The sequence below is a fragment of the Paenibacillus sp. N3/727 genome (assembly GCF_022637315.1).
Taxonomy (GTDB): Bacteria; Bacillota; Bacilli; order Paenibacillales; family Paenibacillaceae; genus Paenibacillus_AQ; species Paenibacillus_AQ uliginis.
In genome coordinates this window covers 2,834,617-2,849,924 of record NZ_CP093336.1, presented here as the reverse complement: position 1 = coordinate 2,849,924, position 15,308 = coordinate 2,834,617, and the positions used below count along the sequence as shown (strand labels likewise).

Below are 15,308 nucleotides of genomic sequence, written 5' to 3'. Positions count from 1 at the left end.
GTTATATAACAGCGTGACAAACCTAACAGAACAGCAGTATCTTTTTGGGTAACAGCTTAATCTTAACTTATTGTTAGCGGCTTTTCAAAAACTAACCATCGAAAGGTGACGAATGATGACAAATGAACGTTTGTTGAAGCGAACTATTGTTAAAGAAGAAATACTTAGCCAACACTTAAAGGAGAATCGCACACTACGCATCTATCTCCCTCCCGGTTATAACGAAATTCTCAGTTACCCCGTCGTTTATTGTCAGGACGGTGAAGAGTTTTTCAACTTCGGACGAATTGCCACCTGGGCCAACCAACTTATATTAGAAGAAGGTATTGAACCTTTTATCATCGTTGGCGTTGAAGTGAACACAAAGGTCCGCACAGAAGAATATGCTTCTTTTGGCAACCGTTTTGAGGCTTACCTGGCCTGCTTTGCCGAAGAAATTATACCCTTTATCGAGAAAAAATATCCTGTACGACGAGATTCATCCGAACGTATTCTGGCCGGAGATTCATTAGGCGGCAGTGTTTCAGTCCATCTGGCACTCCGTTATCCTGAACTGTTTACAAGAATCATTAGCTTGTCCGGTGCCTTCTACGAGCAATCCCAACATATTATCGCTCTGGAAACGGACTTGTCCTGGATGAACATCTTCATGATTGTCGGACTGCAGGAGGATAACTATGCAACTGACACTGGCGTATATAACTTTGTGGAACTGAACCGTTCGACTAAGAAGCTCCTTGAAGAGCGAGGCGCCACGATCCATTATGAAGAAAAAGATGGACGCCATTTATGGGGGTTCTGGCAAAAAGAGCTTCCTGCCGCCCTTATGTATTTCTTACAGTCTTAACATCATTCACTTGTTGCAAAAAAAGATGAACAATCGCGCATTTTTCATGGAATGTGCTTTGTTCATCTTTTTTATTCACCCGGCATCCTGCACGCGCTTACATCATTCTTCGAAAGAAAAGCGGTAACGAATAACCGCTTGTCCGAGTTGATTATAACTTTTCTTTCATGATTCTGTCCAGCAGGACGTCACAACCTGCATCAATTAATCGGTACACCTCTTCAAAATTTCCCGTGAAGTATGGATCCGGTACCTCCCGCAACTTTTCATCCGGTAGAAGATCCATAAATTTAAGTATTTCCGAATCTTCTCCGCCAGGGAGTTTACGAAGATTGGCGACATTCGAATCATCCATCGCTACCATATAGTCGAAGTCGACAAAGTCACGACTCCCCACTTGTCTCGCGAGCATTCCTTCGTAGCTGATACGCCAGCTGTCGAGTAGCTTACGGGTTCCTTCATGTGGAGCTTTCCCGATATGCCAATCACCAGTTCCTGCTGAATCCACAGTTATTTTTTCATTCAATCCTTGTTGTGCAATCTTGTGCCTCATAACGGCTTCAGCCATTGGAGAACGGCATATATTGCCTAGACAAACAAACAAAACAGAGATCATTTGCATTCCATCCTTTCCTTGCGGTATGTTTCATTATCCTTCATAATTTCTGAACCTTTACAATACTTTTTTTTGGCTTGATATTAGATGGTGTTTCTAAGGAGCGTCTGGGAAGACGCCACTTATAATGTACAGAAAGCATTCTGAACAGAACGACTAGCACGAACAATGTAAATAGCTGCCAAATCGATTTTGTAATACCCAAACCAATCGTAGCGCCTGCAGCCATCGCCCACACAGCATATATTTCGTCGCGAAGAACGAGCGGTTTGCGTCCCGCAAGCAGATCACGGATGATCCCTCCGCCTATTCCTGTTAATGCAGCAGCCACGATAACGGCACTAAGTGGATGATTCATTTGGATCGCGAGCAGAATCAGATCACTTTGGCTCCAAAGAGTTGTAACCGGCACCCCGCTTTTCATCATTTTGCTTCTCTCATTTTATCCGCGAGGGCTGAAATTGTGCAAGCACAAAAACTGATCTATACTGATATAAAATGACAACTTCGGACAAAAGGGGGAAATAATATGGAAGCGAGGCGCATTTTGATCTTTACCGGCGGCAATCTTTCAACGCATTTATTAGAAGTAATTCAGAATAATGATTACATTATCGGAGCTGATCGAGGGGCTCTTTTTCTTATAGAGAACGGCATTAAGCCGAATGTTTCAGTAGGTGACTTCGATTCCATTTCAACGGATCAGCTTCATACCGTCACTTCCATGAGTGAAAGAATCGTCCAATGTGATCCAATAGATAAGAATTTAACGGACACCGAGCTGGCCTTTGATGTTGCTCTAGAACTTGCACCGACAGAAATCTTGCTGCTGGGCGGTACGGGGACGCGCATGGATCACACTCTTGCCAACATACATATGCTACTTCGCGGGGTTCAGCATCAAGTTCATTGTTCCATGCTGGACGACCACAACTACATTACGTTGACCGGGTCAACTTGCGATGTCGAAGACCGAGGATTTACTTATGTGTCTCTTCTGCCTCTCACACCGGAAGTAACCGGAATTGACCTTGAAGGCTTCCAGTATCCTCTCCATAATGCAACTTTGAAAATCGGACAGTCTCTGGGTATTAGTAACCGTCTATCTGCAAGCCGGGGTACAGTTAAGATAGAAGGTGGATTGCTCTTGATTATGCAGAGCAAAGACGAGTGAATGTTACTTTTTTGTCATTATTAAAAATACAATTATGACAAGCCACAAACCTTTTAATATCAAGGGTTTGTGGCTTTTTTATTGTTAAAATCATCTCAAGTTATTAATCTTTTGTAACTTTTAATCGTTTTTTAATAATTCGCTTTCATTCCTTGTCTCCCATAGCTTTCACGATTTTATCCAAAATTTCGGTAGGTTTCAAATCTGTTATACTCGGTTCATCGAAAGACAAATAACAATTATCTGGAGGTAATATACAACATGAATAAACAGACTTGGATTAAGAAGGCCGCAATCGTCAGCATAAGCGCAGCAATGGGAATGGGAGCGCTCTTGGCAGTTTCTCCTGCATCTCAAGTAGAAGCAGCAGCTTCCAGCTCTTACGCCACAACAAAGGGCCAACAAGTCGTGAACTTCGGTAAAAACTACATGGGAACACCATATAAATTTGGAGCTTCTACAAGCACTACTAAAGTATTTGATTGCTCCTCTTTCATGAAACACATCTTTAAACAATACGGCGTGAATCTGCCTCGTACATCTGCAGCACAAGCGAAGGAAGGTGTAGCAGTTTCCAAAGCGAACCTGAAAGCAGGGGATATGGTATTCTTCTCCAGCGGCAGCCGTGCTAATGGTAAAAATGTAACTCACGTAGCTGTATACGCTGGTAACGGTAAAATTCTTCACACGTACGGCAAACCAGGTGTAACGATTTCCAATCTTGATTCAGGCACTTGGAAGAAGACATACCTGAAAGCTCGTCGCGTATTGTAGTCGTTTCTTCGTTATCATTAATATAACATTCATATATTTGAAGTAAGAGACCGCCTTCCTATTTTACGGAGGGCGGTCTTTTACTTCATTATTCGTATCATGCGTAACTCGCAAGCGCACAGTGTGACCGTGCATAACGACCGTCAACCACATGATTCGCTCTCTGGCGCCTTAAGCATATATCCTGCTCCCCTAATCGTTCGGATCAGCTTCCATTTTCGTCCTTTATCAAGTTTTTCACGTAAATGAAGGATATACACATCCACCACATTTGTACCCGTATTAAAATCATAATCCCATACATGACTTAAAATTTCTTCCCTTGAGCAGACCTCATTCACTCTTCGGGTCAAATATAAAAGAAGCTCATATTCACGCTGGGTCAAGTCGATTGCAGACTCTTCCCGGATTACCTGCCTGCTTTGAGGGTCTATCAGCAGATCTCCAATCTCAATTTTCTCATTCCGGTGTTGATTTCCGTGATTAAATAAAATTAGAAGATTGCTGACTCTGGCTAACAATTCCCGCTCGTCCACCTGGCTAGAAATGTAATCATTGGCCCCGGCTTCTAAGGCAGCTGCCGCTTCATTAGATCCGTTATGTCCCAGCACAATAATCGGTATCCGGTGCTTTCCATTTTGCATTCTGCGTACAAAATCAAATTCACGCATTCCTGATAAACGGCTGTCCATCATGAGCATATCAAACTCCCCTTGCTCCATAAGGGTTATAGCCTGTGAAAGATGATCTGCCAAATGGACTGTATATCCAGCCGATTGAATTTTGTTTGTTATCCTGATCGTTTCCTCACCATCATTCATCGCTATCAAGATCTGTCCGTTCAAAGGGTTTCCCCCTCTTTCAATGCTAAGGTTAATAATCCTTTACTTTACATAAGCTTGAACACGACACGTCTGGCCTTTAGGTTGCCTCAAAAATAAAACATCCATTCCCGGACAGGGGGAATGGATGAAATTGATTCAAAATATGAGGTCTCAGCCCAAGTAACGGTGGTACAAGCTTTTCGCCTCCATCAGATCAGAGGTACCATGTATTAGAGCTCTTCCGTCAGCAAAAAACACGATCCGGCAACGGCTCATTTGAAAGATAACCATATACGGATTGAGCGCTGTCTTTCCTTCAGCCAGTCCTGTTAAGCGATCAGCCAACAGCTTGAGATCAAGCTCCATTCTACGTGCTGGCCTGATCTGGACGGTATCTCGTCCACACAGCACTTCAGTTTTCGTACTATTGACAGACGATAAAAAAGGATATACCGGATGTGAACCACAAGAAGGACAGTCACTCTTCCGTGCTTGATCCACCTTCATTTCAAAGGATTCATTCCGCCATAGATCAAAAGAGAGAAGATTCAAACGGAGTGTGTCACGATGACCCGCGAGAAACTTCATCGCCTCCATACTCTGATGGGCTGCGACCATCTGCACAGCCTGTGGGAGAATACCTGTTGTATCACACGTATCTCCGCCTAGCGGCACCGTTCCAAGCAGACAATGAAGACATGGTGTGTGTCCCGGAAGAAAGGTATACGTCATGCCGGCACTTCCTACGCACCCTCCGTATATCCAGGGCGTATTTTGCTTCTGAGAAATATCATTGATGATAAGCCGGGTATCAAAATTATCGGTTGCATCCATGATCAGATCACAATCACGAGCAAGCTCTTCCAACTCTTCGGCACGGACATCCATGACATGAGCTTCGATTTTCACCTCTGAATTAATGGACTTCAAACGCAACTTTGCGGCTTCCGCTTTGGGGAGATGACGCTCCGCGTCCTGCTCTGTAAACAGCTGCTGCCTCTGTAAATTGCTCCACTCCACATAATCACGATCTACGATCGTAATCCAGCCGACACCAGCCCGCACCAAAGTTTCTGCAACTGCACTACCGAGCGCGCCCGCTCCAACAATAAGTACGTGACTGCTTCCAAGTTTCGCCTGACCCTCAACTCCAAAGGGAGCAAAACGTTCTTGCCTGGAATAACGGCTTTCCCGGTTATGTTCTTGCACGTTCAAGCCCCTCCCCTCTCAAAATAACCTTAGTGTTCAAGTAGAAACGACGGCTTTGCCGTCCTATAAAGACGGCCATCGTTTCTGTGAGAAATATAGGTCAAATATAATCTAAACTTATATTGACCTATACTTTGAAAAAAGCCACTCCGGGCGGAGTGGCTTTCAAGCATGATCAGGATTGATGTGACCAATCTTCCACATTCCAGATCTTCGTTACCCAGTCTTCATAGAAGTCAGGTTCATGCGATACGAGCAGTACGGTGCCTTTGAATTCTCTGAGCGCTCTCTTCAGTTCTTCCTTAGCGACAACATCCAAGTGATTTGTCGGTTCGTCAAACAGAATCCAGTTGCTCTCATGCATTAACAGCTTACACAAGCGCACTTTCGCTTGCTCACCGCCGCTCAACGCTTTCAGCGGGCGGGTAATATGTTCATTCTTTAGGCCACAGCGTGCCAGATGAGCGCGAACTTCGTGTTGGTTCAGATGCGAGTATTCGTTCCATACATCATCAATTGGCGTCAAATTGCCAGCTCGCACTTCCTGTTCGAAATATGACGGGAACAAAAAATCACCTTGATATGTTTTGCCGCTGTATGGTTGTATTTTCCCCAGAATGGTCTTGAGAAGAGTAGATTTACCGACACCGTTGCAGCCGACGATCGCAATTTTCTCTCCGCGTTCGATTGTAATAGACATCTTAGGCAGCAGCGGACGGTCGTACCCGATTTCAAAATCAATGCCTTCAAATACTGTTTTACCGCTTGCACGGGCTTCCTTAAAATTGAATACGGGCTTTGCAGCTTCTTCGGGACGGTCAATACGTTCCAATCGATCCAGCTGTTTCTCACGGCTCTTCGCCCGACCGGATGTCGAATAGCGCGCCTTGTTACGCTGAATAAAGTCCTCTTGTTTCTTAATGTACTCCTGCTGCTTCTCATATGCATCGATATGCTGATTCTTATTAATATCAGCCATCTCAAGAAATTTCTCATAGTTCGCTGTATAACGTGTTAATTTCGCAAATTCTAGATGATAAATAATGTCTACCACCTGATTCATAAATTCCGTATCATGCGATATGAGCATGAATGCATATGGATACTGCTTCAAATATTGCGCTAGCCAATCAATATGTTCAACGTCCAAGTAGTTTGTCGGCTCATCCAGTAACAGAACGGTCGGCTTTTCGAGAAGTAGCTTGGCCAGCAGAACCTTCGTCCGTTGTCCTCCACTGAGCGTGGCTACATCCCGGTCAAGACCGATTACAGACAATCCTAAACCGTTAGCCATTTCTTCGACCTTAACATCGATCAAATAGAAATCGCCGATTTCCAGTTGTTCCTGGATTTCTCCCATCTGCTCAAGTAACACTTCGAGCTCTTCAGGAGAAGCATCGCCCATTTTGTCCGTAATCGTCATCATTTCTTGTTCCAGTTCCAGCAGGGGCAGAAAAGCATCTTTCAAAATATCCCGAACCGTTTTACCAGGCGTCAACTTGGTGTGCTGATCCAAATATCCATAACGCACTTTTGGAGTCCACTCTACCTTACCGCTGTCTTTCAGCAGTTGGCCAGTCAAAATATTCATTAAGGTCGATTTACCAACACCGTTAGCACCGACAAGACCCACATGCTCACCGGCAAGCAGCCGGAATGAAACATCCTTGAACAAGGTACGGTCTCCAAAATTGTGGGAAACATTCTCTACTGTCAATAAACTCATAGTTACGGTAACTCCTGTCTATACAATAAACTCATTACATGTTAAATAGGGGTTTTCTCACAATCAAGAGTTTATTGTATCACAATAAGCGTCCAAGCCGAAATCATATCTTTTCGGGGGTTACATCACACCTGAGTTAGCACAGTTTTTCTCCCTGTAGCCCGCAGCAGCAGCCTCTTTCCGGTTGCTAAAAGCTTCCTGCACATCATAAGGAAATGAACACGTATTTCTGTAATAGTATTTAAGACCGGTACTTGAATCCACACTTCCGAAGTACAGCGGAGTCTTTACAAGTCTGCCCCCACCAAAAGCGTAATTATTATAATATCGGTCACCAATAGGTATACCTTGGACAAAAGCCATCAATCCGATATCATTAATCGTGTTGACCCATTCTTCTTGAGCGATAACAGGCAATGAAAAGGTATAAGAAATACCGTTTCTTACAGACAAGTTATTGTGACGCTCTATGTAATAGGCTAGATCATCTTGAATTGCGTGTACAATCGATATTCGCCTTATTTCTTCAAAGGTCACTTGCTTGTCCAGAAGTGCTATTCCTGTATTACCCACAAGTTCAGACTGCAATCCTGAATACCATATTCTGCTGGAACCATTGTACGCTTGCACCTCATTGTCCAATGTGAAATGAATGCTGTTCCCTTCACCATCGTAATAAGCATATGGAGTTTTGGGACTCCAAGTATGACGGAAAGATTCCACTCCATCCGGTCCCGTAAAGGATTGCATAGCATAGATATAGTACCCGTCATAATCCACTACGGCTAAAGCCGGGATATACCACCATAGTGCTGCTTGGGCTGGGAGATCCTCCTCTATACCAAAGTTTAGATACATTGTTCTTGAAAAAGTCTCCAGAGCCCTCTCCTTGTCCGCACGAAATCGCTTGAATGATTCATATCCCGCTTCCTGTGACTGACTCTCGTTCACGTTCAGCATCTCCCCGCCATCCTGAATTGCCGTCCGCAGCCCGGCCGAATATTTCATTTCAACAAAAGCGGTATCTACTACATTGCCTGTGTGCATGCTAAGCAGCAGAAAGAAAGGAAAGAACACAGCCGTAAACAGAATGGCCAAATCAGTAATCTTCATTCAAAACCATCCCTCCATACGGAAAGGCAATTACCGACTTATTCCCTGAATTCGATCCTGTAAGAGCATCAAACAACACAATGGAAGGCGTACGATTCTGATTGCTTACCTTCACTTGAAAAAAGTCTCCGACGGTTAACTTGTAAATTCGACTGCGATCATCTAGGGGCAAGTCAGTATCAGGGAATAAATGCCCTAAAATTTCCACTTCGTAATAGGCATCATAAACGACAGCAAAACTGTTTTGAAACGTTTCGGGATCGGACGGATCACGATACTCTGGGTCATACTTCTTATGCTGATGCTCCATCGCAATCTCATACAGATTGCCGGTTGCATCCAACTCACGAGTAAGATCCTGATACATTTTGGGTGATACATATCCTTTCATCCGGACACTATCCACGAACTTAGTCACGGATTGATGTACAACAATTCTGGACAGATCATCTTGCCTTCTGGCACTTTCTCCTACCGGTACCATATACAACAGCAGGACTGCCAAAAAAGCTGCAAACCATTTGGACACCGAGTTTGACATCCTTTACCTCACCTTAATATACTGAATGCTGTTTATTGTTCCAGACGTACTGTACGAATAGTTAGCCTGGTATCTGGCACCCGCCTCGATAACTGATAGATTAACGGAATCGAGTTCCAAGCCCGGAAGAAACATGACGCCGTCAACAGACATTCTATACTTTCCTTGCTGTACCTCCTGCAGCATAAATAACACCTCGCTGCCCAAAAATGTTAAGTCATCCGTACTGCTGCGCATTTTCACAGTAGTTATGGCCGAACTTTGTTCTTGATTCATTAGATTGGCTGCTTCTAACCCCGCGTCGATCTCAGATTGCATATGAAAGGAGAACCAGCAGGCACCCATAAACAAAGCTGTAGCTACAGCCATTTCGATCATCGTAACTGTTTGTTCTCTCAATTGATCAGCTCCTGAATCTCAACACTTTACTGCACAAAAATAATTCCCCGAATCACATTTGAGTTGTCCTTGACAATCGTTGCCTTAAACTTACCGCTAGGATTAACATACTCAGAGCTTTTTTCATTTAAAGTTTGTGCTAAGGCACCTTGACGGGACTCTGGATGCTCTACGGAACCTTCCGTATTCAACACATTACCGTACCATTGTCCTCCAGGGTTTTTACCTGTTTTAATCATAATGCCGAATTGGTCCTTATCTTTGTACTTGCGAAGTGCATTCGTTACTTGCGATCCGCTGATCGTTGTTCCGTCATATACAGTAAAAGCTGCCTGGGACAGCTCAGTTTGAATGTCCGAAAAATTATTTTGTGCGGTTTTGGTTGCCTCCTGGGCAGATATAAACAAAATTACTACAATGGTAATCAATGCGATCGTCAGGAAAATGCCAGCTGCCACTTTAAGAGCCGATGAAGCATTATTCATAATTTATATCCTCCTTGTCCCTCATGAAAGAGACGCATTATTTTACAATCTCTGAATTTGTTCATAGTAAGCATTCATCTGTGTAAAACTCATACCAATAAGCGGAATGACAAGATACATAAAAATAAGACCGTACATCGGTGCAAATCCGATCATTCGTCCCCACGCTGCCTTCGTGTCGATCATCCGTTCATACTCCTGTTTCCGCTGTTCAAACACAAACGCCATTTCACCTTCTAAATCGTCAAAAACATCTCTGATCGGTACTTTATCAACGGCAAGAAGCAACTTATCTACGAGACGCTGAAAATCCGGAAACCATATATCATTCTTCAACTCTTGAAGCGCAAGTTCCGCACCGTGCTCGTAATGTAGTAAACTTTTCTGAATAGGAACTTTAAACATGACAGCAAACCGGCTCAGCCACTCCAGAACACCTTCAACCGATATGCGCTCCATTCCCCTTATGATGGAAATGACCGTCTGAAATTGGTATACTTCATGTTTCATTTCCAAACTTCGAACCTTTCGGTGAAAGATAAGAGTCCAGAGCGGAAAATAGAATGCAATAACCGCAGCCATAATAGAGGATAGTACTTCCCACCATTTTAAATATTCGAAATTAAACCGCTCTAGTTTACTGAGCACCCGCTCGGCAGTTATAGAAATTTGATCTTGTGTTATGCCTTTGCCATCAACTGTTATCACGGCTTCCTTTACCTGATCAAAAGAAACTTCATTCGATCGGTTCAAATAATCCATTACCGCCCGATCTGTTTCAGCCCTCTGGTAAGCTTCTTTCTCCTGCTCTGGGTTCATCTTTCCGAACAATGAAATCTGTGACACTGGTGCATAAAGCAGCTGACGCTTACTGCTGTGATGAAGATACATGCATGCCGTTAGCACAACAGAGAACGCAACGACCCCCGAGACAATCCGCCGAATGTAAAACCACTCCAACCGCAAACGTGTATTGCTTTCCTTTAGCAATCTAATACGCCATTCATGCTTAGGGGTACCTGGAATCGGCATCAGCACATTCACCAATATTCGCAGGAGCTTAAACCTATAAAGCTGTTCTTCCCATGAAGCCCTGTCAAATCCTGCACGATAATCAGACTCACTGTTTTGTTGAAGCTTCTGTAGGAGAGTGTAGGCTACAATAATGACCACATATATTGATAGTTTCGTGATCATGCCTAACTTGCTCATATAAAACTCATCCATGGCCGGGAAGCTTGCTCGAGCCCAATTCTCTATCGGCTTGGTAAAAAATACAGGAGCAAGCGCAATGATATTTAAACCCTTTAATAAGTAATCAAGCTTGTCTCTACGAAGTATTTCGAGCTGAATCTCTTTCGTTAAACCACTTAATCCTTGAAGAAAGATGGAGCTATTCTTTTTGGCGTGGTCGCCGAATTCCATGACCAGATGTGCTATGCCTGCAAAAGCTTTCAAATACCGGTTAGGTGCAGTCTCATAATAACGATCCAATTGTTCCTCAGGGTCCTGAGATATTAGTGCATTGTAAATACGTGTAGCATGAATTGAAATTTCATGACCTGCTGTTTCCGCCCCTTCATAGATCGATTCCTCCACCATGCCGTGCTGCTGGTAATGATGCCTTACATTGGAGAACAGCTCGACCGATTGAACCAAAAGTCTCCGCTCCAACCTATTCATAAACACGTCAATCATCAAATCATGAATTACGATCGCCGCAAGCAGAGCAACCAATATAAATCCGAGTCCAGGATTCATCCAAATCAGGAGAACAGCAGTCAGTCCGGCTGATATCGCGACTGCTAACGTTATTTTCATCGTTTCATAACGAAGAGAAATTTCATCGTATGGGTGTATGATCGATATTTTTTTCCGCATCCGCTTTACGTACGAAGACAACAGAGGCAGTCTTAAAGCATAGATATATGCGGCTTGAAACCATTGACGGTGTTTATATCGTAACTGACTGGACGTATCGGACTCATACCCGATGCTAAAGCCTTCCTCTTGCCTGTTTCTTTTTTGTATGAATATGATTGCTCCATATAAAACAGCAAACAGCAGTAGAGATACTGAAAAAATATAAATAAGTACGTCTTTTGTGGTCACGGCGTCCCTCCCCAGTTGGTCTGGATATAACACCTGAAAGCTTCGATATCCTGAGGCTGCATCTGCTCCTCCATCTCTCTCACGCTACGCTCAGATAAAGATGCTGCAACCACATACCGTCCATCGCGGTATTCAACCACATTTTTTGAAATATAAAATGTAGTGTTGTTCTGCCGGCGGAAATGCTCGGAGCTTATAGCCACATACCTTCGGGCCAATTCCTCTGTACCTGTGTGTGTCTCTGGAATATGCCAATCCGGAAATGGCTCTTTGTCACAAGGAATGCACTCCGTAATACGCTCAATATAACGATTGCCGAATGCATCCCGTTTCAGGTGAACGTCGAAGTTGATTACACTTACCACCTGCTGCTCTGCAATATCCTCCTGACGAAACACTCCACTCTTCAATAGAGAGTTCCTAAGTGACTGAACAAGATCTTTAAACGTCTTTGCGTGATGTGTAAAGACAGTAAACAAGCTCGCAACCTGTGACATCTGGATCATCCATGAGGCTACTTCATCACTTGCAACTTCCCCTAGGATGTTCACGGTTCCATCAGTTTTCTTCTGAAGATCCAGACCGTCCTGACCACTGATATGTTCCGTTTCTCGAAAACTCAATATATTGCGCCTGCTGTATATTTTTCTTAGGTGAAGCTCGAAAGCCATCTCTTGTACACGCAGCGTATAAGAGGCATAGATGTGTCTTACCATTGCCATGAGTAGAGTGGTTTTGCCCGATCCCTGTGCTCCAGTGACAGCTGTAATCCGACTTCCCTTCATTAGAAATTGCAGCAAACCAATAGGAATTTCTGCACCTCTGCCTGTGATGAGCTGCTCTAGGCTAGTACTGTTCACATCAAACTTCCGAACAAAAAAAGCCCATGATTCAGAAAACGGAGGACGTACAACGACAACACGTGATCCGTCCTTCATCTCATTCACTTTATAACCGCTAGCCTCTGACAACTGACCGGGATGATTGTATTTATAAATGTTCTGGCATACCCGCTTTAATTCCCGTACATTTCCAAAGGACAGAAATCCCATATGAATGGAAATACCTCGAAAAAATAACCACACACTTTCACATTCGGAGACCGGAGTATCACCATTCCCCCAGCCAAGCGGTAGTTGCTCCGCACCTAACGGCATCCCTGAAGAATCACCCAGCATTCCGCTAACTCCTCCACTAACGCCATCGATGCGTTGATCTCGAATCTCATCAATGACGGAAAAACCTTTGTACTGTTGATAAATTCGCTGTACAACAATGTCCAGCTTCTCGGGTAGAGTTAACGAGCGTATTTCATTTGCATATATGTCTGCTATATCTTCAGCCGTCACCGCATAAACAACATCCTCACCATAACCCGGTATAATCCTCGGTTTCGATAAATCATAGGTTTCAATCAATTTAGATAATGCTTCATCCCGGTACTGCTGTTTGTACAAATAAAGTATGATTTCGAATTTATCCTGAGGGGACAAAGCTTCATGATTCTCAAACGGAATCCCGACATTAATATTTGACTCATTTAACTTCAAACTTTTGACCAACAGCTCTTTCAAAAACTCTTTAACATACTGTTTGTCAAGCACACTGCCTGACACACAACCTTTGAGCGCGCGACGCAGCTCGCTTCTCTTACTTAAACGCCTGCGATATTCCTCTTCATGCAGGCCTAGATCCGAAAGCTGACTGTGTGTCATCTGATGGAGCGTCTCCTTCACAAATTCCGTCATCGCCTGTAAAGAAAACTGATCTGGACCGAGCTGCGGGTGAGCTCTGATCTTTGCTTTACTCATCCAGCGAATATATATAAACAGTGCAACCAAAAAAAGGATTAAACCTATCCAGAGCGAATTCATCAGCGGCCCTGAGAGCATTTAAGCCCCCCTCTCTGAGTAACCCGAAGAAGGTAGACCGATCTGCTCTGCCGCAGCAAACCCAGTGCTGCGAAGAGCCCGATAGAAGGGACTTTCCCTTTTTCGGTCCATCCCGCCTTTTCCCCTTTGAATACAAGCTTGGACAGAACGCATATTCCATGCGTCTGTGAACTCTGAGCAGTAGGGAATCCCCTCAAAAATACCCTTCACTCCAAACCTACGTTTTACATTTTGAAGTGTACAATGACTATGGCGGTCATACCGGCCAATAACAAACCCAATGTCTTTTCCTTGAAAAACTCCCTGCATCTGATCACTCTCAAAAAACTTCTCCAATGATCTAATATTTTGGTTTAACCCAATCAATATAAGATCTGCAGCTCTCAGGATTTGTCTGTCGACACTATTTGCCCTTCCATTCCCCGCATCAGCTACAATAACGTCATATCCCCGAACAGCGGTTTCTAATACTTGGCTCATAAGCCGTCCATGTGTGTCGTCTGACTCTAACTTGGGTTCACGTCCTGCAGCAAGAAGGTCCAGTCGATCCTGCAGCAGTGGGGATGTATAATCACGTATGTTCTCAGGCATCAACCTGCCGCTTGCCGCCAAGCGTTCCACCGCATTCATTCCATGATCTTGGAAAGTTACCAGTGAATGGTCCAGTGGTTGTTTCTTTAATGAATAAGCCTGCTCTACACGTTCCCCTGCCGCTCCACCATGCAGCAGAAGCGTCTTCACTTTAAACTCCATTGCCAGCACAATCGGCAGACTTGCGGCTAATGCGGTCGTGCCACTTCCACTTGTCAACGGACTCCACAAAGCGATTGTTTTCATGCCTGTCTCCTTTCTGCCTGCCGAAATGCACGGCGAATTTGACGCTGCTCCATCTCGGTAAGCCGGCGGATCAGCTCCATAAGAGCCCGCTTATATCGCCTTGACAACGACTTAATCCGAAGTCTTCCCGTATGCTCATTCTCTACCTTCAAAGCAAAAGTAAGTTCATCCCACGGAACTCTAATTGGTTCATCCATCCATCGGATCTGCGCTTTTCCCAGATAACTTTCAATATAGACATCGTCCATCATATCCTCGACAACGTTCAAATACACCCGGTGGAACTCTGGAAAGCCTTGTTCTTTGCTTTTCATTGAGAGATCCTCAAGCCAACTGGCCCCTCTCATCAATCCAGCAATCTCAAAACTGCTCACCCAGACTTTCGCACTCGCGAGCTCCCAGGCGTCCTGATTTAGAAACGATTCCTTCTCAGCATCGATTACCAAATAGTCGTATTCCGGCTCTCCTGATTCCTTTAAATAATTCTCAAGTTCGGTATAATGATCAAAACCACATGCTACATCAAATCCTGAGAATTCTGTAACCGACATACGCGGGTCCAGTCTGCCGATACAGTGGGTGTACTTTCCTTCTTGTGCTGCATCCATCAGGAGCACTCTATTACCGCTATGCACTAATATTTTGCAAAGATACATTAGCAGATCACTCTTATCGCAAATGCCGGCAAATATCCATGTTCTCAATTTTCACACTCCCTCATTTCACTTATTAAGGACTTGTAAATATGGCTTCCATATC

General features: G+C 44.0%; 15 protein-coding genes and 1 pseudogene. 3 read left to right on the top strand and 13 right to left on the bottom strand.

Going from position 1 to position 15,308, the window contains the following annotated elements:
• Positions 1 to 115 precede the first annotated feature (115 nt).
• Positions 116 to 847: an alpha/beta hydrolase gene (locus tag MNQ98_RS12990; protein WP_241933539.1), complete on the top strand. Its 732-nt coding sequence runs from the start codon at positions 116 to 118 to the stop codon at positions 845 to 847.
• Positions 848 to 998: 151 nt separating this feature from the next.
• Here MNQ98_RS12990 and MNQ98_RS12985 read toward each other — a convergent pair whose 3' ends face one another.
• Positions 999 to 1,463 (bottom strand): low molecular weight protein-tyrosine-phosphatase, encoded by a 465-nt coding sequence (locus tag MNQ98_RS12985; protein ID WP_208914221.1) that lies wholly within the window; start codon positions 1,461 to 1,463, stop codon positions 999 to 1,001.
• A 40-nt stretch (positions 1,464 to 1,503) separates the two neighbouring features.
• A pseudogene (locus MNQ98_RS12980) lies at positions 1,504 to 1,878 on the bottom strand (trimeric intracellular cation channel family protein); the annotation flags it as partial.
• Positions 1,879 to 1,992: 114 nt separating this feature from the next.
• Between MNQ98_RS12980 and MNQ98_RS12975 the strand changes: the two are divergent.
• Entirely contained in the window at positions 1,993 to 2,637 is a 645-nt protein-coding gene (locus MNQ98_RS12975) for a thiamine diphosphokinase (RefSeq protein ID WP_241933538.1), read from the top strand.
• A gap of 261 nt (positions 2,638 to 2,898) precedes the next feature.
• Positions 2,899 to 3,411, top strand: a complete 513-nt coding sequence (locus MNQ98_RS12970) for a C40 family peptidase (RefSeq protein ID WP_241933537.1) — start codon at positions 2,899 to 2,901, stop codon at positions 3,409 to 3,411.
• A 143-nt stretch (positions 3,412 to 3,554) separates the two neighbouring features.
• Here MNQ98_RS12970 and MNQ98_RS12965 read toward each other — a convergent pair whose 3' ends face one another.
• The 11 genes from MNQ98_RS12965 to MNQ98_RS12915 all read right to left on the bottom strand — a co-directional run bounded on the left by MNQ98_RS12965 (position 3,555) and on the right by MNQ98_RS12915 (position 15,253).
• Positions 3,555 to 4,256, bottom strand: a complete 702-nt coding sequence (locus MNQ98_RS12965; protein WP_241933536.1) for a response regulator transcription factor — start codon at positions 4,254 to 4,256, stop codon at positions 3,555 to 3,557.
• Between the two features lie 150 nt (positions 4,257 to 4,406).
• Entirely contained in the window at positions 4,407 to 5,444 is a 1,038-nt protein-coding gene (locus tag MNQ98_RS12960; RefSeq protein WP_241933535.1) for a ThiF family adenylyltransferase, read from the bottom strand.
• Between the two features lie 175 nt (positions 5,445 to 5,619).
• Positions 5,620 to 7,170 carry an ABC-F family ATP-binding cassette domain-containing protein gene (locus MNQ98_RS12955; RefSeq protein WP_241933534.1) on the bottom strand — a complete coding sequence of 517 codons (1,551 nt, stop codon included), beginning with the start codon at positions 7,168 to 7,170 and terminating at the stop codon, positions 5,620 to 5,622.
• Between the two features lie 120 nt (positions 7,171 to 7,290).
• On the bottom strand, positions 7,291 to 8,283 hold the full coding sequence (locus MNQ98_RS12950) for a hypothetical protein (protein WP_241933533.1): 993 nt from the start codon (positions 8,281 to 8,283) through the stop codon (positions 7,291 to 7,293).
• A complete protein-coding gene (locus tag MNQ98_RS12945; protein ID WP_241933532.1) occupies positions 8,270 to 8,824 on the bottom strand; it encodes a hypothetical protein in 555 nt (184 codons plus the stop codon). Before MNQ98_RS12945 ends, MNQ98_RS12950 begins: the two co-directional genes overlap by 14 nt.
• Before the next feature lie 3 nt (positions 8,825 to 8,827).
• The gene (locus tag MNQ98_RS12940) at positions 8,828 to 9,223 is read right to left on the bottom strand and encodes a hypothetical protein (RefSeq protein ID WP_241933531.1); all 396 of its coding nucleotides are present in this window, start codon (positions 9,221 to 9,223) and stop codon (positions 8,828 to 8,830) included.
• 26 nt (positions 9,224 to 9,249) lie between these two features.
• Positions 9,250 to 9,708 (bottom strand): ABC transporter permease, encoded by a 459-nt coding sequence (locus tag MNQ98_RS12935; protein WP_241933530.1) that lies wholly within the window; start codon positions 9,706 to 9,708, stop codon positions 9,250 to 9,252.
• 42 nt (positions 9,709 to 9,750) lie between these two features.
• On the bottom strand, positions 9,751 to 11,820 hold the full coding sequence (locus MNQ98_RS12930) for a hypothetical protein (protein ID WP_241933529.1): 2,070 nt from the start codon (positions 11,818 to 11,820) through the stop codon (positions 9,751 to 9,753).
• Positions 11,817 to 13,712, bottom strand: coding sequence for a P-loop NTPase family protein (locus MNQ98_RS12925; protein ID WP_241933528.1), 1,896 nt, complete (start codon positions 13,710 to 13,712; stop codon positions 11,817 to 11,819). Before MNQ98_RS12925 ends, MNQ98_RS12930 begins: the two co-directional genes overlap by 4 nt.
• Complete coding sequence (locus MNQ98_RS12920; RefSeq protein ID WP_241933527.1) at positions 13,713 to 14,549, bottom strand: CpaE/TadZ family protein; 837 nt, start codon at positions 14,547 to 14,549, stop codon at positions 13,713 to 13,715. It lies immediately after the preceding gene.
• Positions 14,546 to 15,253 carry a hypothetical protein gene (locus MNQ98_RS12915; protein ID WP_241933526.1) on the bottom strand — a complete coding sequence of 236 codons (708 nt, stop codon included), beginning with the start codon at positions 15,251 to 15,253 and terminating at the stop codon, positions 14,546 to 14,548. The genes MNQ98_RS12920 and MNQ98_RS12915 overlap by 4 nt, the downstream gene beginning before the upstream one ends.
• Between the last annotated feature and the right edge of the window lie 55 nt (positions 15,254 to 15,308).

What these genes read in the sequence shown, in the direction of transcription:
- MNQ98_RS12950 (WP_241933533.1), bottom strand. Translation starts at nt 8,283, where the DNA reads ATGAAGATTACTGATTTGGCCATTCTGTTTACGGCTGTGTTCTTTCCT.
- MNQ98_RS12920 (WP_241933527.1), bottom strand. Translation starts at nt 14,549, where the DNA reads ATGAAAACAATCGCTTTGTGGAGTCCGTTGACAAGTGGAAGTGGCACG.
- MNQ98_RS12925 (WP_241933528.1), bottom strand. Translation starts at nt 13,712, where the DNA reads ATGCTCTCAGGGCCGCTGATGAATTCGCTCTGGATAGGTTTAATCCTT.
- MNQ98_RS12990 (WP_241933539.1), top strand. Translation starts at nt 116, where the DNA reads ATGACAAATGAACGTTTGTTGAAGCGAACTATTGTTAAAGAAGAAATA.
- MNQ98_RS12975 (WP_241933538.1), top strand. Translation starts at nt 1,993, where the DNA reads ATGGAAGCGAGGCGCATTTTGATCTTTACCGGCGGCAATCTTTCAACG.
- MNQ98_RS12935 (WP_241933530.1), bottom strand. Translation starts at nt 9,708, where the DNA reads ATGAATAATGCTTCATCGGCTCTTAAAGTGGCAGCTGGCATTTTCCTG.
- MNQ98_RS12945 (WP_241933532.1), bottom strand. Translation starts at nt 8,824, where the DNA reads ATGTCAAACTCGGTGTCCAAATGGTTTGCAGCTTTTTTGGCAGTCCTG.
- MNQ98_RS12955 (WP_241933534.1), bottom strand. Translation starts at nt 7,170, where the DNA reads ATGAGTTTATTGACAGTAGAGAATGTTTCCCACAATTTTGGAGACCGT.
- MNQ98_RS12985 (WP_208914221.1), bottom strand. Translation starts at nt 1,463, where the DNA reads ATGATCTCTGTTTTGTTTGTTTGTCTAGGCAATATATGCCGTTCTCCA.
- MNQ98_RS12970 (WP_241933537.1), top strand. Translation starts at nt 2,899, where the DNA reads ATGAATAAACAGACTTGGATTAAGAAGGCCGCAATCGTCAGCATAAGC.